Here is a 19389-nt window from a genome sequence, read left to right as displayed (position 1 = left end):
CAGCTTTTGCCAGGACTGATGTGTACCGCAAGCTTTCGACGGCCAAAAGCGCGACCCGAAAAATAAGCCCCTACGTCTGCAACCCAGACGAGAAGCAGCAATGAAAATATGAAATTGGTGCCCATGACTTTTGCTTGGTAAAGCGCCAGCCAAGTGACCCACAAAGCCAGTACACCCCCCATCAGACGAAGTATTCGTGCAATACGCGGCCAGTCCTCTGCACCGCGATGAAGCAGTCCCACTCCGCCCAACACCCACAAACTTCCAACAATAGGCCAAATGAAATCCGGCGGTTGATAGGCCCAATGTGCTGCCCAAGATAGAAAGCACATCAAAAGGCAGACGCCCGCGCAGCGCAATGCACCACGCATACCCAGCCCATTCAAACGTCCCCACTCCCAAGCGCCTGCTGCGATCAAAACAAGTGTCAACAGGGCAAGGGGCTCAGCGGCAGATGAAACAAGTGCAGGCAAGAATAGCGCCAGCAACACAAGTGCCGTGATGATGCGTTGCTTGAGCATGGGGTAGTTAGACCGCCATGATTTCTTGTTCTTTGCTGGCAATCACTTTGTCAATGTCGACAATGTGTTTATCGGTCACCTTTTGAATGTCCACCTCTGCACGTTTTTGGTCGTCTTCTGAAGCCAATTTGTCCTTCACTAATTTCTTTACCGACTCATTGGCATCACGGCGCAAGTTACGCACTGCGACTTTGGCATTTTCACCTTCAGAGCGAACCACTTTGGTCAATTCTTTTCGGCGCTCCTCGGACATGGGAGGCATGGGTACACGAATGAGTTCGCCCATCGACGAAGGGTTCAAGCCAAGGTCGCTGTCACGAATGGCTTTTTCTATCTTGGCAGACATGCTTTTCTCCCAAGGTTGTACGCTGATCGTGCGCGCGTCCAACAATGAGACGTTGGCCACCTGGCTGATCGGCACCATTGAACCGTAGTAGTCAACCTGCACCGCATCCAGCAAAGCAGGGCTTGCACGACCTGTGCGAATTTTGGTCAAGCTGTTGCTGAATGAAGCAATGGTCTGATCCATCTTAGTTTCGATGTTTTTCTTGATGTCAGCGATGGTCATGGAATACTCCAAAATTTAGGGGTGCAGAGTCTGTCGGTCAGGGTCAAGCGTGCACAAGAGTGCCTTCGTCTTCGCCCAAAACCACCCTTTTCAGGGCACCATTTTTAAAAATTGAAAAAACTTTCACAGGCAATTTTTGATCTCGACACAATGCGAAAGCAGTGGCATCCATGATGCCTAAGTTTTGACTGATCGCCTCATCAAAACTCAGCTTGCTGTAGCGCGTCGCAGCGGGATCTTTTTTGGGGTCTGCTGTATAAACACCATCCACTTTGGTTGCCTTGAGCACCATTTCTGCACCTATCTCAGCCCCGCGCAAAGCAGCAGCCGTATCCGTGGTGAAGAAGGGATTCCCCGTTCCTGCCGCAAAAATCACAACCTTACCCTCCTCAAGATACTGCAAAGCTTTGGGACGCACATAAGGCTCAACCACTTGATCGATGGCAATGGCAGACATCACGCGTGCAGTCAATCCAGCTTTGTTCATGGTATCGGCAAGCGCCAAAGAGTTCATCACAGTCGCCAGCATCCCCATATAGTCAGCCGTCGCCCTGTCCATGCCAACAGCACCTCCAGCAACCCCCCGGAAAATATTACCACCACCAATCACGATGGCGACTTCAACGCCCAGGTGAATCACTTCAGAGACCTCATTCACGATGCGAACAATCGTGTCACGATTGATACCAAATGCATCATCTCCCATCAATGCTTCCCCTGACAGCTTGAGCAAGATACGCTTGTGGGCTGGCTGGGCTGGGGTCATGGTAAAGCTCCTTGGTGTGTCGTACGAGTGAATGCGAGGTAGATGTCAAAAGGGGAGCAGAAGCTCCCCTTTTTGTGGTTAAGCCGTCTGTTTAGCAGCAGCGACTTGAGCCGCCACTTCAGCAGCAAAGTCATCCACCTTTTTCTCAATGCCCTCGCCCACCACATACAAAGTAAAGGCTTTGACGTTGGTGTTGGCTGCTTTGAGCATTTGTTCAACGGTTTGCTTGTCGTTTTTAACGAAAGGCTGATTGAACAAAGACACCTCTTTGAGGTATTTCTGGACAGAGCCTTCAATCATTTTGCTGGCGATGTCAGCAGGTTTGCCAGATTCCGCCGCTTTGGCTGTGGCCACAGAGCGTTCTTTTTCAATCAGATCGACTGGCACATCGGCGCTGGTCAAAGCCACCGGCTTCATCGCAGCCACATGCATGGCAACGTCTTTAGCCGCCACCATGTCGCCTTCAAACTCCACAACAACGCCAATGCGAGTGCCGTGCAGATAAGACGCCACTTGTGCACCTTCGAAGCGCTTGAAACGACGGAAACTCATGTTCTCGCCGATCTTGCCAATCAAACCTTTACGGACATCCTCGAGAGTGGGGCCAAAACCGTCTTGACTGTAGGAGAGCGCACCCAATGCGTCCACCGTCGCGGGGTTGTGAGAAACAATCAACTTGGCTGCGGCTTGCGCCAGAGCCAAAAAACTGTCGTTTTTGGTCACAAAATCAGTCTCGCAGTTGACTTCAAGGAGAGAGCCTTGATTGCCGTCAATATGGCTGGCAATCACGCCCTCAGCCGTGATTCGACTTGCGGCCTTACCGGCTTTGCTGCCAAGCTTGACTCGTAGCAATTCCTCGGCTTTGGCCATATCGCCATCGGCCTCAGTCAAAGCCTTTTTGCACTCCATCATGGGGGCATCGGTTTTGGCGCGCAGTTCAGCGACCATGCTTGCAGTAATAGCTGCCATATGTTTCTCCGTCTTCAGTTCAATTCAATCAGGGTGTGAAAAAGGGGCTGCACGAGCCCCTTCTCAAAGTTAGGCGAATGCTTAAGCAGCAACTTCAACGAACTCGTCGTCCGCTTCAGCAACCGCTTTGACCACGTCGTTCACGGCATTGGCACGACCTTCCAAGATCGCATCAGCAATACCACGGGCATACAAAGTCACAGCTTTGGACGAATCGTCGTTGCCAGGAATTACGTAATCAATTCCCTCAGGGGAATGGTTAGAGTCCACAACGCCAATCAAAGGAATACCAAGTTTTTTGGCTTCAGCGATGGCGATTTTGTGGTAACCGACGTCGATGACAAAGATGGCATCAGGCAAAGTCGCCATGTCTTGGATACCACCTATGTCTTTTTCGAGCTTGTCGATTTCACGTTTGAACATCAACTGTTCTTTTTTGGACAATGCGTCCAATCCAGCTTCTTGTTGAGTTTTCATGTCCTTCAAACGCTTGATTGAAGTCTTCACCGTCTTGAAGTTGGTCAGCATGCCACCCAACCAACGTTGGTCCACAAAAGGAACACCAGCCCTTTGCGCTTCGGATGCAACGATTTCCCGCGACTGGCGTTTGGTGCCCACCATCAAAACGGTGCCACGGTTGGCAGAAAGTTGCTTCACGAACTTAGCTGCATCTTGAAACATCGGCAACGACTTTTCGAGGTTGATGATGTGGATTTTGTTGCGATGACCAAAAATGAAAGGGGCCATTTTGGGATTCCAGAAGCGGGTTTGGTGACCAAAGTGGACGCCTGCTTCCAGCATTTCGCGCATAGTGACTGACATGTGATTACTCCAAAGGTTGAGTCTAAAATTCAGCCCGTCATCGCCGCAATCTTTTCATTTGAAAAACTTTGGCAACACCTTGAGGGGGCTGATTTGCGAGTGATGTTATGACCAAGCCCTCAGAGAAGAGGCACTTAGAAAAACCCAATGATTCTAGCACAGCAAGTACAACAGATGACCGTCAAATCCTTGCGCAAAACAAGGCTGCGCGCATGAGAGTCGCCGTGATTGGGGCTGGCGTGATTGGCATCACCACGGCCTATGAGTTGATCGAACAAGGCCATGAGGTCACTGTTTACGAGCGAAGCAGTTCAGCCGCTGAAGGCTGCAGCTTTGCAAATGCGGGCGTCATCTCTCCTGGTTATGTGACCCCGTGGGCCAAACCAGGCATGGCCTTGCATGTCCTCACACATTTTTGGCAAAAGCACAGCCCTGTTCGGTTTTCGCGCCCTAGCTGGTCAGAGATTCAGTGGCTCTGGAAATGGTGGCAGGCTTGCGACAACACGACGTTTGTTGAAAATAGGGGCCGCTTGCTGCGGCTTGCAACTTACAGCCATGAGCGAATGCGCTTGCTGACTGAACGGCTTCACCTTCAACATGACCGGTCACAGGGTTACTTGGTTTTGTTGCGCGGCGAGCGCGAACATGAGTTGATCAAACCTTCTTTGAAGGCGATGATAGACGCTGGCCTGAGCTTCAAATTGCTGGAGGCCGCTCAAGCGCGTCAGATCGAGCCAGCACTCAGCACAGAAACGCCGTTGGCCCATGCCATCCATTTTCCAAACGACGAAGTGGGCAACTGCAGGCAACTCACGCTGATTTTGAAAAATATCGCGGAGTCGTTGGGTGTGAAATTTCATTTCAATGCCGAAGTGCAGCCCCTACAGCGCCAAGAACCACGGCGCATTCGACTCAATCCCAGTGATCAAGGCGCATCTTTTGACACAGTGGTCGTCTGCGCAGGTTTAGCAAGCGCTCCTTTGATTTCACCGTTGGGAATTCAACTGCCATTAGCGGCAGTTCATGGCTATTCAATCAGCGCATCCGTGCGCGAACCACTGGATGCCCCTAGAAGCGGCGTGATGGATGAGCGTTACAAAGTTGCGATCTCTCGACTTGGCCAACGCGTGAGGGTTTCAGGCGGCGCAGAAATTGGGGGCAACCTGCGCCAGCATCATGGGGCTAGCGTGCGCACGCTTTACCGCGTGCTCGATGATTGGTTTCCAGGGGCAGCACGGACACAAGACAGTGTTCAAGTGTGGAAGGGCTCCCGCCCGATGCTTCCAGACGGCCCGCCTGTGATAGGACCAAGCGGCATTCCTGGCGTTTGGTTGAACTTAGGTCATGGCTCAAGTGGTTGGGCGCTGTCATTCGGATGTGCTCGAGCAGTTGCCGACCAAATCTCCGGTAGAACGCCAGAGATTGATCTTGAAGGTCTTGGGTTGGAACGATTGAAGCTTCAACCATGAATTGCAATGTTCGCAACGTATCTCAGATCTCGAAGCTTAGAGCTCTACCTCTCTTTGACGCTGCCGGTACACGAGCCCTGGAGGCACTATTCAAGGCATCGCTTCCTGAAGACGGCTTGATGCGACGAGCGGGTCTGGCCAGTGCACATCTCGCATTGGCCATCGCGCCCCACGCGCGCAAAATTTGGGTTGCTTGCGGACCGGGTCATAACGGGGGCGATGGACTTGAGGCCGCCATTCAATTGAAGCGATGGGGCAAAGATGTCACGGTCACTTGGCTGGGCAATGAACAAGATTCGCCAAAGGACGCCCTGAGATCGTGGCATCGCGCAACAAGGGCCGGCGTTGCCATTCATTCAAAACCGCCGGAAACTTTTGATCTCAGCCTTGATGCACTGCTCGGTCTGGGCTGCAACCGACCGCCTGAAGGACTGATGGCGCAATGGCTTTATGCAATGCATGCCAGCGGCAAACCAGTTTTAGCCATTGACCTACCCACGGGATTAAGCCCTGACACGGGTACTTGGTTACGTCCAGCGAACACACCCACCCGTTTGTCGCCGACGCACACCCTGAGCTTGCTGACACTCAAACCTGGGCTTTTTACAGCGGACGGACGTGATGCCTCTGGACAGGTTTGGTTCGATGATTTAGAGGTGAATTCGGATGGGGCACCTCGGCATCAGATCAATCCCACCGCTTACTTGCAATCCCCAAATCCCAGAAATTTTGTCACCCGTCGCCACAACAGCCACAAAGGAACTTATGGCGAGCTCATCGTGATTGGCGGAGCACAAGGCATGGCGGGCGCTGCAGTTTTGGCAAGCATAGCTGCCCTTCATTCAGGTGCTGGACGCGTGTATGCCTGCTTACTAGACAAGGCGTTCGGGCTAAGCGCGACGGCTCAATACCCGGCCTTGATGGCGAGAAATATCCACTCTTTGCAACTGGAACATGCGTCCATCGTTTGTGGCTGTGGTGGCGGCGACGAAGTGCGCGACCTGTTGCCAAAAATCTTGAGTGCGTCAGCACAGCTGTTGCTAGATGCTGATGCGCTGAATGCCATCGCAAGGGACAGTTCACTTTTTCGGTTATTGAAAAACCGAACACGCAAAGGTCTTTCAACGGTACTCACACCCCACCCACTTGAGGCCGCACGCTTGCTAAAGTGCACGGCCCAACACATTCAGAGCAACCGCATTCAAGCAGCACAGCAATTGACCGAATTAACCGGCGCGGTCGTTGTTCTCAAGGGTTCTGGCACTGTGATTACCGCAGCTCAAACAACACCCGTGATCAACTCAACTGGCAATGCCATGTTGGCCACAGCCGGCACAGGGGATGTCTTGGCTGGGATGATCGGTGCAAAAATGGCACAAGGCCTCAGCGCTTTTGATGCAGCCTGTGATGGTGTAAGAGCCCACGGATTTGCCGCAGACACATGGCCCAACCCAGGCCCAACTCTGGATGCGCAAACGCTGGCGATATCTATACGCTAGTTCACGGACGAGGCCGACGATTACTTTTCTTAGGTGCTCCAGACTTCTTGGAGTTGGACTTAGCGCCCTTGTCGCTCGATTTGGTGAATGCCTTCTTCACGGCTGCTTTGAAGTTTTGCATGGGCGATTTGCTCACTTCTTTGGATGAGCGCATCAGCACCTCATCGCTGTCACGAACCAAACGAAAATCTATCTTTCGTCCATCAAGGTCCACACGGCTGACTTGAATCCTTACGCGCGAACCAATGGCGTAGCGAATCCCGGTTCTCTCTCCTCGCAACTCTTGCCGAGCCTCATCAAAGCGGAAGTACTCCCCACCCAATTCGGTGATGTGTACCAAGCCCTCAACGTACATCGCATCCAAAGTCACAAACAATCCAAACCCAGTGGCAGAGGTGACAACCCCACCATACTCTTCGCCCAAATGTTCCCGCATGTATTTGCATTTGAGCCATGCCTCTACATCGCGACTGGCCTCGTCTGCGCGACGCTCGTTGGCACTGCAATGCAAGCCTGCAGCTTCCCATGCCTGCTGATCGGGTGTGGGTTTGGTTTTTAGCTCCAGCTTTTGTGAAGGTTCCCGGACACGCGTTGCCAAGCGACGTGCCAGTTTGGCATGGGCTTCGCCCGGCGTGGGCAACACCGGCAATTGGTAACGGCGCTTGAGCAAAATAGCCTTGATCACACGATGAACCAACAAGTCGGGGTAACGCCTGATGGGACTTGTGAAGTGGGTATAAGCCTCAAACGCCAAGCCAAAATGGCCGCTGTTGATAGGCGTGTAGATGGCTTGCTGCATCGAACGCAACAGCATCGAATGGATTTGCTGGGCATCCACACGTTCTTTGGTTGCCTCTGCGATGGCTCGGAATTCTGCAGGTTTAGGGTTGTCTGTGATCGTCAGTCCCACCCCCGTTGTTTTCAGGTAGTTGCGAAGAACGTCCTTCTTTTCGGGTGTAGGCCCTTCGTGCACCCGAAACAAACCTGGGTGCTTGCTTTGCAAAATAAAGTCAGCACTGCACACGTTGGCAGCCAGCATCGCCTCCTCGATCAACTTGTGCGCATCATTGCGTACGCGTGGAATAATTTTTTCGATGCGACCACTGTCGTCGCACACAATTTGTGTCTCTGTTGTCTCAAAGTCCACTGCACCACGTGCGTGACGCGATTTCAACAATGCTGTGTAAACATCGTGAAGGTTGATCAAATCTGCCACACGATCTTTGCGCTTGGTCGCTTCTGGGCCTCGCGTATTGGCCAAAATTGCAGCAACTTCGGTGTAAGTGAAACGCGCGTGACTGTGCATCACGGCTGGATAAAACTGATACGCGTGAATTTCACCGCTGACGGTGACCAACATGTCGCAAACCATGCACAAACGATCTACATCGGGATTGAGCGAACACAAACCATTGGAGAGTTTTTCCGGAAGCATTGGAATAACTCGACGCGGAAAGTACACGCTGGTTGCCCGGTCATAGGCGTCAATGTCGATCGCGCTGCCAGTTTCAACATAGTGACTCACATCGGCAATGGCCACCAACAAACGCCATCCCTTAGCGCGTCCCACTTTGGCCGGCTCGCAATAAACAGCATCGTCAAAGTCACGCGCATCTTCACCATCAATCGTGACCAACGCCACATCCGTCAAATCAACCCGATCTTTTTTATCTTGGGGGCGCACTCTATCGGGCAACCCTCGAGCCAAGGCCAAGCAGGCTTCAGAAAATTCGTGCGGCACGCCATATTTGCGCACTGCGATTTCGATTTCCATTCCCGGATCATCGACCTCGCCCAAGACCTCTTTGATGCGACCAACAGGCTGTCCGTACAAGCTTGGTGGCTCGGTCAACTCGACCACCACCACCTGTCCTGTGCTTGCGCGACCAGTGGCACCTTTCGGAATCAATACATCTTGACCATACCGCTTGTCTTCAGGCGCGACCAACCAAACACCACTTTCTTGAAGTAGCCGACCAATGATGGGTTGCGTCGAACGCTCCACGATTTCGACAACGCGTCCTTCTGGACGTCCTTTTTTATCGAAACGCACAACACGGGCCTTGACACGATCTCGGTGTAAAACAGCGCGCATTTCATTGGGCGGCAAATAAATATCTGCTGCACCATCGTCACGTTGTACAAAGCCATGGCCATCCCGATGGCCGAAGACGGTGCCTTCAAACTCTTCCAGCATTCCGCTGGTGGTTGATGAATTTTTGATACAATGCCTTTCTTTCCTGAAATGCCCAGGTGGCGGAATTGGTAGACGCACTAGTTTCAGGTACTAGCGAGTAACATCGTGGGGGTTCGAGTCCCTTCCTGGGCACCAATATAAGTTAAATGAAAGCCACCGTCATGGTGGCTTTTGTGTTTTTGTAGTTTAAATCGGCAATGCGACAAGGTCATGACCTTCTGTTGCCACCACGCGCGCGCGGGTGAATTCGCCAACTCTCAGCACTTTGCTGATTTTTTCAGATGGCAACAACCTGACCAGACCATCGATCTCTGGAGCATCCGCGTAACTGCGCCCCAAGCCACCTTTACGACCATTTCCAGGCGCTTGGTCAACCAACACTTGCAGAGTGGAGCCAATGCGTTGTTTGATTTTCTGAATGGACACCTCTTCAGCGACGGCCATGAAGCGTGCTTGACGCTCCTCGCGAACTGATTGAGGCAACATGCCAGGCAATTCATTCGCCATTGCACCATCAACAGGGCTGTAGGCAAAACAACCTGCCCGATCGATTTGAGCCTCGCGTACAAAGTCCAACAAGTGCTCAAACTCTGCTTCTGTTTCGCCAGGAAAACCAGCAATGAAGGTACTTCGAATCACAATCTGTGGACATAGCTCCCGCCAGCGAGCGATACGCTCCAGATTTTTTTCTCCGCTGGCTGGTCTTTTCATGCGCTTCAACACATCAGGATGGCTGTGCTGAAAAGGCACATCCAAATAAGGCAACACATGACCTGTCGCCATCAACGGAATGATGTCATCCACACTGGGATATGGGTATACGTAATGCAAGCGGATCCAGGCGCCATAACCTTGCGCCAAATTAGCCAATGCTTGCGCCAACTCCAGCGTACGAGTTTTGATCGGTTGTCCATCCCAAAAACCTGTTCTGTATTTCACATCGACTCCGTAAGCCGAAGTATCTTGGCTGATGACCAACAACTCTTTGACGCCGCCCTCAAATAAAGCACGCGCCTCTTTGAGGATGTCGCCAATGGGGCGACTCACCAAATCACCGCGCATAGACGGAATAATGCAAAACGTGCAGCGGTGGTTGCAGCCTTCGCTGATTTTCAAATAGGCGTAGTGCTTGGGGGTTAGCTTGACACCCGCCTCACCAAAAGCTTGCGGAACTAAATCGAGAAAAGGGTCATGGGGTTTCGGTAAGAACGCGTGCACTGCATCCATGACCTCTTGCGTAGCATGCGGCCCTGTGACAGCCAACACACGGGGATGAATTTGCTGAACCAAGTTCGCACCACCCTCTCCGCTTCGCGCGCCCAAGCAACCTGTGACGATGACTTTTCCGTTCTGTGCCAAAGCCTCGCCAATCGTGTCAAGACTTTCCTTGACAGCATCGTCAATAAATCCGCAGGTGTTGACGATCACCAAATCCGCACCTGCGAAGGTTTTTGAAGTTTGGTATCCCTCTGCGCTGAGTTGGGTCAGAATCAATTCAGAATCGGTCAAAGCTTTGGGACAGCCCAAGCTCACAAACCCTACTTTAGGTATCACATCACTCATCAGCGTTTCAACCTCATCACGTCCATCAACTGGTCAGTTTGCTTTTTAAATTGTTCTTGCATTTGAACTTGCATTTCTGTCAATGCTTGCGTCGATTGATCCACGTATTGCCCCACCAGCCCCTGCATGATGTTCAGCGGGGCTTGGTCATGGGTCGTTCGGGTTAACTGACTTTGGAAGTCCATGAATGTTTGTACATTTTTTTCTAAATAGGCACCCATGAAGCTCTGCATGGCATGCCCGTAAAAACGGATGATATTGGCCAACATACGCTCCGTCAAAATAGGAGAACCGTCTGTCTCTTCTTCCAAAATAATTTGCAACAAGAGGCTGCGGGTCAGATCGTCTCCTGTTTTCGCGTCTAACACCACAAAACGTAAATCATCCATGACCAAGCGCTTGATGTCGCTCAGTGCTATGTAACTAGACAACTTCGTGTCATAGAGGCGACGATTCGGGTATTTTTTGATGATGCGTGTGTCGACTTCGCCAGGAGGGATGTATTTTGTGCTGCTCATGAGTGAGCTCCCGCTATAAACAAAAGCCCGCCACTGCTGTGGCAGTGCCGGGCTGGACGGGGAACAATTGGTAGGCGCGATTGGACTCGAACCAACGACCCCCACCATGTCAAGGTGGTGCTCTAACCAGCTGAGCTACGCGCCTAATTGTTCGAAGCAGTTATTGTAGCAGACTCAACGTCTTCGCACAGACTTGACACCGGACACCTCGCGAACACCCGTCAAAACTTTTTGCAAACGTCTAGAGTCGCTGACCTCGACCGTGAATGTCATCAGCGCCAAATCTTTGATTGATTGTGTCTGCACACCAATTACATTCATCTTTTCCTTAGAAAAAACTTCGGAAATATCACGCAACAACCCTTGGCGGTCAAAAGCTTCAATATAGACATCCACCGGATACACCTGCGCTTGCGACTGCTTGGACTTTCCCCAATCGACTTCAATCACGCGCTCACCATTGCGAAGCGCCATCTGGCGAAAGTTGCTGCAATCAGCCCGATGAATGCTGACTCCCTTGCCGCGGGTCACAAAACCCCTGATGACATCAGGGGGAGCGGGTTTGCAGCACTTTGCCAGCTGCGTTAGCAAAGAGTCAATGCCGACAACCAGAACGCCGCCTTTGGAAGTTTGCTCGGCATGGCGCGCTTTTTTCAACAGCACATAGTCATCGGCGGCAGCTTGGGCCGGGGTCGGATTAAGCAGTGTTTCAATATTGCGTAGGGAGAATTCGTCCTTGCCTACGACCTCAAACAAAGCCTCCGCAGACTTAAAACCCAATTGAGCCGCAAGGTCCTCCAACTTGACCGCCGTTTTACCTTCACGCTGCAACAACTTTTCAACGGCTTCTCGGCCTTTTCCTGCCGTTTCTTGCATCGCCTGCGCATTGAACCAAGCTCGTACCTTGGATCGTGCCCTTGGACTGGCAAGAAAGCCAAGATCAGAGTTCAACCAATCTCGTGAGGGTCCCCCTTCTTTCGCTGCCGTAACCTCCACGGTCTGACCATTTTTCAAGACAGTGTGCAGTGGCACCATGACGCCGTCCACCCTAGCGCCGCGGCAGCGGTGTCCCAAGTTGGTATGCAGCGCATAAGCAAAATCGATCGGCGTTGCACCTTGAGGCAAGTCAACCACTGAAGCATCGGGCGTCAGTACATAAATACGATCGCTCAAAGCGTCCGTCTTGGTCGTCACGGTCGCGACAGACGAATCATCGGAGGCAGAGGCTAAATCACGTTCCCAAGCGAGCAACTGACGAAGCACGGCAATCTTGGCGTCATAAGCCCCCGAAGCCGAGACACCGGCATAACCTCGCGCCCCAGCCTCTTTGTAAGCCCAATGCGCTGCCACGCCTTGCTCTGCGTGATCATGCATTGCGCGAGTCCTAATTTGGACTTCGATGGGGCGAGATTTTTGATCCCGAACTACCGTATGCAAGGACTGGTATCCATTTGACTTTGGACGCGCAATGTAATCATCAAACTCTTCGACGATTGGGCTGAAGTGCGTGTGGACCCAACTTAAAACAGCATAGCAATCGGGTACGGAAGCGACGATGACACGCAGTGCGCGCACATCAAACACACGCTCAAATCCCAAAGATTTACCGCGCATTTTTTTTACGATGCTGTAAATGTGCTTTGGCCTTCCTTGAACACTTGCCTCGATGCCCTGCTCCCTCATGGCAAATGAAATCTGTTGCTGTAGTTCAAGCATGTACTTTTCACGCTCTGCACGTTTTTCATCCAGCCACCCAGCGACTTCATGGTAAGTCTCAGGCTCAAGAAACCTCAACGATAAATCTTCAATTTCCCATTTGATTTGCCAAATACCCAATCGATTGGCAAGTGGTGCAAACACATGCAAAGACTCATGAGCCAAACCCAGAGGTAATGGTTTTTTACTCGCAGCGTGATAGCGAAGGGTTTGCAAACGGGATGCCAATCGCAACAAGACAACACGGAGATCGCGTGAAAATGCCAGTAGCATTTTTCTCACGTTTTCGGTTTGTAGTTGCGCAGAGGCTTGATCGGATGCCGCAGTTCGCGCTTGCCGTTGAACACGGATCAAATTCACCGTCTCCATCGCCAGTTCTGCATAACTGTCGCCAAAAGCTTTGGCGATCACTTCTTCCGGTTTATTGAGAAACTCTGTGGCGTATACCAAATAGCACGCGGCCTGCATCGCTTCGGAGCCTCCGATGTGGCCGAGAATGGACGCAACCGCATCTGCATGGTTCAACACATCTTCCCCTGTGTCCAACGAGGCGCCACTGAACAATGGCACCACAAAGGCACGCGCCCGCATCAACGTATCTGGTTGGTCAGGCGAGCCCTGCAAAGCCGAGTCCAACATCGTGGACTGCGGTGAGGTTTCTGAGGTGTGTTTCATAAAAGTCTGGCAATAGATTCAGTGAAATGACGACTGAAAACTCCATAATGTCGATTAATTCTCATCGTAATTCATATGGAGTTCTCTCATGTCGCAACGCACACTTACTGGCAAAACAGCACTGGTCACTGGCTCCACCAGTGGAATAGGGCTCGGAATAGCCAAAAGCTTGGCAAGTCAAGGTGCCAACATCATCTTGAATGGCTTTGGTGACTACCATTCGGCCAAAGCCGAAGTGGAAGCACTTGGAGTTCAAGTTCAATACCATGGGACATGAGCAAGGTGTCTGAGATTGAAGCGATGATGAAATTCGCCACAGACGCATCAGCAGGCGTGGACATCCTGATAAACAACGCAGGCATACAGTACGTAGCGTCAGTGGAAGACTTTCCAGTTGAACGCTGGGACGCCATCATTGCCATCAACCTCAGCAGTGCTTTTCATACCTCGCGCTTGGCATTGCCACACATGAAACAAAAAAACTGGGGGCGCATCATCAACATTGCGTCCGTTCATGGTTTGGTGGGTTCTGCACAAAAGTCTGCTTATGTGGCGGCCAAACATGGCATTGTGGGACTGACCAAAGTGACTGCGCTTGAGAATGCCACTTCGGGCGTGACCTGCAATGCCATTTGTCCTGGCTGGGTGTTAACGCCATTGGTGCAAAAGCAAGTTGATGCCAAAGCGCAAGAGCTCAAACTCTCCAACGAACAAGCTACCAAGCTGCTTCTGGGCGAAAAGGAACCCTCCATGGCATTCACAACACCACAAGAGTTGGGTGAGCTGGCCGTCTTTCTTTGCTCAGATGCGGGAAACAATGTGCGTGGCGTGGCGTGGAATATGGACGGGGGATGGACAGCCCAATAAGATCAAACCCAATAAATATACTCAAGTATTCATTTTTAAATTTATTTAATTATAATTTACTAAATTAACTTTATTTGGGTGAGACACATGGCAGCCAATGACCAATTTGCAAAACGTCTTCGTCAAGCGCTTAAAGAAGCAGGCGTTCAAAGATCTGCCACTGTTGTGGCTACACAATTCAATCTACGCTATTGGGGCGACGGAATCTCATCTCACGCTGCAAGAAATTGGCTGATGGGCGTGTCTCTTCCAAAACAAGACAAGCTATTTGTTTTATGCAAGTGGTTGAAGATATCTCCAGAAGGTCTACTTTTCGGCACGCCCCCTCAAAAAGTGGGACTTTTCGCTGACCAAGAAGATGCATTGTCTTTGGTAGACAGGCAACTCATGGTCAATTACTTTTCTCTGTCCACAGATCACCGCCGAATAGTTCGGGAAATCGTAGATGCCTTATCAGCTTTGTCTACTTTAACAAACATGCAGTCTCAAGGAAAATAAATCAAGGCGACTGACCGAGCTTCCATGCTCTGGCCGTGTCCTACATGGCCCATTTTTTCAGCTGTCTTGGCCTTGACATTGACTTGATCGACTTCGATTTCCAACGCCTGTGAAATCCTTGTGCACATTTGTGGAATGTAAGTAGCCAATTTCGGCGCTTGCGCAATCACCGTGCAATCGATGTTGCCAATGCGCCAACCCAGTTCGACCAGCAAGTTACCGGTGCGTTGAAGTAACACCCATGAATCTGCGCCCTTGAACTTTTCACTTGTGTCTGGAAAATGGCGTCCTATGTCGCCTAAAGCTGCCGCACCAAGTAATGCGTCGGTGATTGCATGAAGCAAAACATCAGCATCCGAATGTCCCAATAAACCATGCGTATGATCAATCTGCACCCCACCTAGAAACAGTGGGCGATCCTTGACCAAGGCATGCACATCCCATCCCTCACCAATACGAAACTGAGGTTTTGTCATCGTCTTAACTTTCTGATCGCATCATGAGAACGGCCTGGGCTAAAGCAAAGTCTTCAGGATAAGTGACTTTGAAATTTTGCGCGCTACCGGCTATGAGTAGCGGCGAAAAGCCCACTGCTTCCATGGCACTGGACTCGTCGGTCACACCGACGCCAGACTGTTTCAACGCCGATGTCAACGGACCTAATCGAAACATTTGGGGCGTTTGCGCAAGCCATGTACCCACTCGCGTGATCGTGTTTTTCACTCGAAGTAAGGTCTCTTGCTTGAGTGTGTCTGCCACTGGCACAGCAAGCAACCCTCCCACATCATCGCTTTGGCAAGCATCGATCAAAGCATTGATTTGCTCAGGAGTCACCAAGCAACGCGCCGCGTCGTGTACCAAGACCCAATCGCTGCTTAACGCCCCATGCTTTTCAAGCTCACTCAAACCCGCCAGCACACTGGCGGCTCGACTCTCCCCCCCCACATGGATCACGGAAAAAAGAGGTTGCGGTTGGGCCCTAAGTATGTCTTGCATATGCTCATCGTCAGGGGCCACAACCAGCAAACCATGCTTCAACCTTGGAACTGCTGCAAACGCCCTCAGCGTGTGAACCACCATCGGCACATCTCCAATCAATCGATACTGCTTGGGTAAAGAGGTGCCAGCTCGATGGCCTTTGCCGGCGCAGGGAATCAAAGCAAAGATGCGGTCAGTGGAGGTGGGGCTGAGAGTCATAAGCTAAAAGGTGCGGATCTTGGTCCGGGGCTCCATTCTAGAATTGCATCAATGTATCTGCCCTCATTGAGTCCCGGCAAACGTTTTGCCATCCCCCGCCCAGTTGGGTCTGCGGACGCTTTGCTGCTGGCCCAGCTCAGCGTTCGGGAAAAAAATCGCCATCAGCGGGTCGCCATCGTCACTGCAAACGCAACCGATGCGCATCGACTTCAAGAGGAAATGGCGTTTTTTTCGCCAGACCTTCGCTGCGTCCTATTCCCGGATTGGGAAACTCTGCCCTATGACAGTTTCTCGCCACACCAAGACCTGATCAGCGAACGACTTGCCACGTTGTGGGGGATTTCACAAGGCGAGGCCGATGTGGTGCTCATTCCTGCAACCACCGCGCTGTACCGATTGGCTCCGCCGGCTTTTCTAGCTGGCTACACCTTCCACTTCAAAGTACGCCAAGCCCTAGACGAAGCCAAACTCAAAGCGCAGCTGACCCTTGCAGGCTACAGCCACGTGTCGCAAGTGGTGAGCCCAGGTGAATACGCCGTACGAGGGGGCTTGATTGACCTTTTCCCCATGGGATCCTTGGTTCCTTACCGCGTCGACCTTTTTGACAACGAGATCGACTCCATCAGAACCTTTGACCCTGACAGCCAGCGCAGCTTGTATCCCGTGCCAGAAGTGCGGCTGTTGCCAGGCCGTGAGTTTCCAATGGACGATGCCGCGCGGGCCCAATTCAGAAGTCGCTGGCGTGAATTGCTCGAAGGCGACCCAACCAAAAGCCGAATCTACAAAGACATAGGCAATGGTGTAGCGACTGCTGGAATTGAGTACTACCTACCCTTGTTCTTTGAAGAAACAGCAACTGTTTTCGACTACCTTGGTGCACATGCCACGGTGGTGCTGCATGGTGATTTGGAACCGGTGATCCAACAGTTCTGGCAGGACACCCAAGACCGCTTTCGTTTGGTACGTGGCGACCCTGAGCGTCCAGCCTTGCCACCTGAAAGCTTGTTCTTATCCGCTGAGCAGTTCTATAAGGCCGCCAATGGTTACGCTCAGTTTTCTCTGCGCCCCCAAGTCACTGACATCCAAGACAATGCCTTTGTCCAAACCCTGCCCGATTTGACCGTCGTGCGCGGAGCGTCTGAGCCTTTGCTGCGCTTGAAAGAACACGCCAAACACAGCCAACAACGCTTGCTGGTGCTGGCCGAGAGCGATGGCCGACGAGAAAGTTTGCTGGACTTTTTGCGGGCCTCTCAGTTCAGCCCACCGGCGTTTGACTCCCTGGCTGAATTTCAAGCGAGCGAAGAAAAGATTGGCATCGCCACTGCACCGCTGAACGTGGGTTTCAGCTGGACCGAAGCTGGCATCGACCTGATCACCGAGACCGAGTTGTTTGCAGCGGGGACCACCACGCGCCGACGCAAAAAGCAAGAGCAAGTGAGCGATGTCGAGTCGCTCATCAAAGATCTGTCTGAGCTCAACCTCGGCGACCCAGTGGTTCACAACGCCCATGGCATTGGCCGCTACCGAGGTCTGGTCAACATGGACTTGGGTGAAAAGAATGCCGATGGGACACCGGCACTTCAAGAGTTCTTGCACCTGGAATACGCAGACCACGCGGTGCTCTATGTCCCTGTGAGTCAGTTGCACTTGATTGGCCGTTACACGGGCGTGAGTGCTGACGAAGCGCCTTTGCACAAATTGGGCTCCGCACAGTGGGACAAAGCCAAGCGCCGAGCTGCTGAACAAGTGCGCGATGCTGCGGCCGAGCTGCTGAACATTTACGCGCGTCGCGCCGCGCGTCAAGGGCATGCATTCCGCTACTCTCCACAGGATTACGAAACGTTCGCCAACGACTTTGGCTTTGAAGAAACGGCTGACCAACGAGCTGCCATACACGCCGTCATCCAGGACATGATCAGCCCCCGCCCCATGGACCGCTTGGTCTGCGGCGATGTGGGCTTTGGCAAAACCGAAGTTGCCTTGCGCGCCGCCTTTGTGGCTGTCACGGGCGGAAAGCAGGTCGCCTTGTTGGCGCCAACCACCTTGCTGGCAGAACAGCACTACCAAACGCTGACCGATCGCTTCAGCAAATGGCCGGTCAAGATTGCCGAGATGAGCCGCTTTCGCTCAGCCAAAGAAATCACAGCGGCTGCCAAAGGTTTGGCTGAAGGGCAGGTCGACATCGTGGTCGGCACCCACAAGTTGCTGAGTGAATCCGTCAAGTTTAAAAATCTGGGGCTGCTCATCATCGACGAAGAGCACCGATTCGGTGTACGCCATAAAGAGGCCATGAAAGCGATGCGTGCCGAGGTAGATGTGCTGACCCTGACCGCCACCCCCATTCCACGCACCTTGGGCATGGCGCTTGAAGGCTTGCGTGATTTGAGCGTCATTGCCACTGCACCTCAGCGCCGACTGGCCATCAAAACCTTTGTTCGCAACGAGGGCAATGGCGTCATCCGAGAAGCTGTTTTGCGTGAACTCAAACGTGGCGGCCAATGCTATTTTTTGCACAACGAAGTCGACACCATCGAAAACCGCCGTGCTCGCCTTGAGGAACTGCTGCCGGAGGCACGTATCGCCGTGGCACACGGTCAAATGCCCGAGCGTGAACTTGAACGCGTCATGCGCGACTTTGTGGCCCAGCGTTTCAACTTGCTGCTCTGCTCCACCATCATTGAGACAGGCATTGACGTCCCAAGCGCCAACACGATCATCATGAGCCGCGCCGACAAATTTGGCTTGGCTCAACTGCACCAATTGCGCGGTCGCGTCGGGCGCAGTCACCACCAAGCCTACGCCTACCTGATGGTGCCCGATACACAAGGTCTGACCAAACAGGCCTCGCAGCGCCTAGAAGCCATCCAACAAATGGAAGAGCTGGGTTCTGGCTTTTACCTCGCCATGCACGACTTGGAAATTCGCGGTGCCGGTGAAGTGTTGGGCGAGAACCAAAGCGGCAACATGCTTGAAGTCGGCTTTCAGCTCTACAACGAGATGCTCAATGAAGCTGTACGAGCGCTCAAAAATGGCGAAGAGCCTGACCTTCTGAGCCCGTTGAGCGCCACCACAGACATCAACCTGCATGCACCGGCCCTGTTGCCAGATGACTACTGTGGGGATGTGCACCTGCGATTGTCTTTTTACAAAAAATTAGCCACGGCCAAAACTTCAGACCACATCGACGTCCTTCTGGAAGAAATTGTCGACCGGTTCGGCAAGCTGCCCACACAAGCTCAAACACTGATCGATGTGCACCGCTTGCGCGTTTTGGCCAGCAGCTATGGTGTCACCAAAGTCGATGCAGCCCCTGGCGTCATCCACATCAGCTTCAAAGCCAACCCACCCTTTGATGCCATGCGCATCATCGAGTTGGTGCAAAAAAACAAACACATCAAACTGGCTGGCAATGACCGCCTGCGCATTGAACGCGAGCTGCCTGAGCCAAAAGCCAGGGCCCAAATGATTCGCGATGTGCTGCGTGCTCTGGGCACCCCAACCAAACAGACCCCAACTGCACCACATTCAGCCATCCACTGACACA

The 19389-nt window shown here is 52.3% G+C and carries 15 protein-coding genes, 2 tRNA genes and 1 pseudogene; 6 read left to right on the top strand and 12 right to left on the bottom strand.

Annotation, left to right across the window (positions count from 1 at the left end; genetic code table 11):
• The 5 genes from ACKWJN_RS04495 to rpsB all read right to left on the bottom strand — a co-directional run.
• The coding region (locus ACKWJN_RS04495) for a phosphatidate cytidylyltransferase (protein ID WP_408594917.1) at window positions 1-521 on the bottom strand (521 nt) is incomplete at its 3' end.
• Window positions 522-528: 7 nt separating this feature from the next.
• Entirely contained in the window at window positions 529-1089 is a 561-nt protein-coding gene (gene frr, locus ACKWJN_RS04490; protein ID WP_408594915.1) for a ribosome recycling factor, read from the bottom strand.
• Window positions 1090-1132: 43 nt separating this feature from the next.
• On the bottom strand, window positions 1133-1855 hold the full coding sequence (gene pyrH / locus ACKWJN_RS04485) for a UMP kinase (RefSeq protein WP_408594913.1): 723 nt from the start codon (window positions 1853-1855) through the stop codon (window positions 1133-1135).
• Window positions 1856-1933: 78 nt separating this feature from the next.
• Window positions 1934-2824 carry a translation elongation factor Ts gene (gene tsf / locus ACKWJN_RS04480; RefSeq protein ID WP_408594911.1) on the bottom strand — a complete coding sequence of 297 codons (891 nt, stop codon included), beginning with the start codon at window positions 2822-2824 and terminating at the stop codon, window positions 1934-1936.
• 81 nt (window positions 2825-2905) lie between these two features.
• The gene (rpsB, locus tag ACKWJN_RS04475) at window positions 2906-3646 is read right to left on the bottom strand and encodes a 30S ribosomal protein S2 (RefSeq protein ID WP_408594909.1); all 741 of its coding nucleotides are present in this window, start codon (window positions 3644-3646) and stop codon (window positions 2906-2908) included.
• 107 nt (window positions 3647-3753) lie between these two features.
• Here rpsB and ACKWJN_RS04470 point away from each other — a divergent pair, with 107 nt between their 5' ends.
• Together ACKWJN_RS04470 and ACKWJN_RS04465 are read left to right on the top strand one after the other, a co-directional pair.
• Window positions 3754-5115, top strand: a complete 1362-nt coding sequence (locus ACKWJN_RS04470) for a D-amino acid dehydrogenase (RefSeq protein ID WP_408594907.1) — start codon at window positions 3754-3756, stop codon at window positions 5113-5115.
• The gene (locus ACKWJN_RS04465; RefSeq protein WP_408594905.1) at window positions 5112-6614 is read left to right on the top strand and encodes an NAD(P)H-hydrate dehydratase; all 1503 of its coding nucleotides are present in this window, start codon (window positions 5112-5114) and stop codon (window positions 6612-6614) included. Before ACKWJN_RS04470 ends, ACKWJN_RS04465 begins: the two co-directional genes overlap by 4 nt.
• A gap of 1 nt (window position 6615) precedes the next feature.
• Here ACKWJN_RS04465 and rnr read toward each other — a convergent pair whose 3' ends face one another.
• Window positions 6616-8811, bottom strand: coding sequence for a ribonuclease R (rnr, locus tag ACKWJN_RS04460; protein ID WP_408594903.1), 2196 nt, complete (start codon window positions 8809-8811; stop codon window positions 6616-6618).
• Window positions 8812-8861: 50 nt separating this feature from the next.
• Here rnr and ACKWJN_RS04455 point away from each other — a divergent pair.
• Window positions 8862-8946 (top strand) — tRNA-Leu (locus ACKWJN_RS04455).
• Window positions 8947-8997: 51 nt separating this feature from the next.
• Here ACKWJN_RS04455 and rimO read toward each other — a convergent pair.
• The 4 genes from rimO to ACKWJN_RS04435 form a co-directional block, all read right to left on the bottom strand.
• Window positions 8998-10374, bottom strand: a complete 1377-nt coding sequence (gene rimO, locus ACKWJN_RS04450; RefSeq protein ID WP_408594902.1) for a 30S ribosomal protein S12 methylthiotransferase RimO — start codon at window positions 10372-10374, stop codon at window positions 8998-9000.
• On the bottom strand, window positions 10374-10892 hold the full coding sequence (gene phaR / locus ACKWJN_RS04445) for a polyhydroxyalkanoate synthesis repressor PhaR (RefSeq protein WP_408594900.1): 519 nt from the start codon (window positions 10890-10892) through the stop codon (window positions 10374-10376). The genes rimO and phaR overlap by 1 nt, the downstream gene beginning before the upstream one ends.
• A gap of 68 nt (window positions 10893-10960) precedes the next feature.
• Window positions 10961-11037: transfer RNA gene (locus ACKWJN_RS04440), tRNA-Val, on the bottom strand.
• A 29-nt stretch (window positions 11038-11066) separates the two neighbouring features.
• The gene (locus ACKWJN_RS04435) at window positions 11067-13247 is read right to left on the bottom strand and encodes a RelA/SpoT family protein (RefSeq protein WP_408594921.1); all 2181 of its coding nucleotides are present in this window, start codon (window positions 13245-13247) and stop codon (window positions 11067-11069) included.
• Window positions 13248-13371: 124 nt separating this feature from the next.
• On the opposite strand from ACKWJN_RS04435, the pseudogene ACKWJN_RS04430 reads away from it, so the two are divergent.
• Window positions 13372-14150, top strand: a pseudogene (locus tag ACKWJN_RS04430) (3-hydroxybutyrate dehydrogenase).
• A gap of 87 nt (window positions 14151-14237) precedes the next feature.
• Window positions 14238-14648 carry a hypothetical protein gene (locus tag ACKWJN_RS04425; RefSeq protein ID WP_408594898.1) on the top strand — a complete coding sequence of 137 codons (411 nt, stop codon included), beginning with the start codon at window positions 14238-14240 and terminating at the stop codon, window positions 14646-14648.
• Here ACKWJN_RS04425 and ispF read toward each other — a convergent pair.
• Together ispF and ispD are read right to left on the bottom strand one after the other, a co-directional pair.
• On the bottom strand, window positions 14636-15124 hold the full coding sequence (gene ispF, locus ACKWJN_RS04420) for a 2-C-methyl-D-erythritol 2,4-cyclodiphosphate synthase (RefSeq protein ID WP_408594896.1): 489 nt from the start codon (window positions 15122-15124) through the stop codon (window positions 14636-14638). The two genes, ACKWJN_RS04425 and ispF, sit on opposite strands and share 13 nt — an antisense overlap.
• A gap of 4 nt (window positions 15125-15128) precedes the next feature.
• Window positions 15129-15845 carry a 2-C-methyl-D-erythritol 4-phosphate cytidylyltransferase gene (gene ispD, locus ACKWJN_RS04415; protein WP_408594895.1) on the bottom strand — a complete coding sequence of 239 codons (717 nt, stop codon included), beginning with the start codon at window positions 15843-15845 and terminating at the stop codon, window positions 15129-15131.
• A gap of 51 nt (window positions 15846-15896) precedes the next feature.
• Between ispD and mfd the strand changes: the two genes are divergently transcribed.
• Entirely contained in the window at window positions 15897-19385 is a 3489-nt protein-coding gene (gene mfd / locus ACKWJN_RS04410) for a transcription-repair coupling factor (RefSeq protein WP_408594893.1), read from the top strand.
• The last annotated feature ends 4 nt before the right edge of the window (window positions 19386-19389 follow it).

Origin of the sequence: Limnohabitans sp., assembly GCF_046052825.1 — a bacterium.
Lineage (GTDB): Bacteria > Pseudomonadota > Gammaproteobacteria > Burkholderiales > Burkholderiaceae_C > Limnohabitans.
This window is presented reverse-complemented; position numbering and strand designations above follow the sequence as displayed.

Bases quoted from the DNA above. Each gene is read 5' to 3' on its own strand.
- frr (WP_408594915.1), bottom strand. From the start codon at position 1,089: ATGACCATCGCTGACATCAAGAAAAACATCGAAACTAAGATGGATCAG.
- pyrH (WP_408594913.1), bottom strand. From the start codon at position 1,855: ATGACCCCAGCCCAGCCAGCCCACAAGCGTATCTTGCTCAAGCTGTCA.
- tsf (WP_408594911.1), bottom strand. From the start codon at position 2,824: ATGGCAGCTATTACTGCAAGCATGGTCGCTGAACTGCGCGCCAAAACC.
- rpsB (WP_408594909.1), bottom strand. From the start codon at position 3,646: ATGTCAGTCACTATGCGCGAAATGCTGGAAGCAGGCGTCCACTTTGGT.
- ACKWJN_RS04470 (WP_408594907.1), top strand. From the start codon at position 3,754: ATGACCAAGCCCTCAGAGAAGAGGCACTTAGAAAAACCCAATGATTCT.
- ACKWJN_RS04465 (WP_408594905.1), top strand. From the start codon at position 5,112: ATGAATTGCAATGTTCGCAACGTATCTCAGATCTCGAAGCTTAGAGCT.
- rnr (WP_408594903.1), bottom strand. From the start codon at position 8,811: ATGCTGGAAGAGTTTGAAGGCACCGTCTTCGGCCATCGGGATGGCCAT.
- rimO (WP_408594902.1), bottom strand. From the start codon at position 10,374: ATGAGTGATGTGATACCTAAAGTAGGGTTTGTGAGCTTGGGCTGTCCC.
- phaR (WP_408594900.1), bottom strand. From the start codon at position 10,892: ATGAGCAGCACAAAATACATCCCTCCTGGCGAAGTCGACACACGCATC.
- ACKWJN_RS04435 (WP_408594921.1), bottom strand. From the start codon at position 13,247: ATGTTGGACTCGGCTTTGCAGGGCTCGCCTGACCAACCAGATACGTTG.
- ACKWJN_RS04425 (WP_408594898.1), top strand. From the start codon at position 14,238: ATGGCAGCCAATGACCAATTTGCAAAACGTCTTCGTCAAGCGCTTAAA.
- ispF (WP_408594896.1), bottom strand. From the start codon at position 15,124: ATGACAAAACCTCAGTTTCGTATTGGTGAGGGATGGGATGTGCATGCC.
- ispD (WP_408594895.1), bottom strand. From the start codon at position 15,845: ATGACTCTCAGCCCCACCTCCACTGACCGCATCTTTGCTTTGATTCCC.
- mfd (WP_408594893.1), top strand. From the start codon at position 15,897: ATGTATCTGCCCTCATTGAGTCCCGGCAAACGTTTTGCCATCCCCCGC.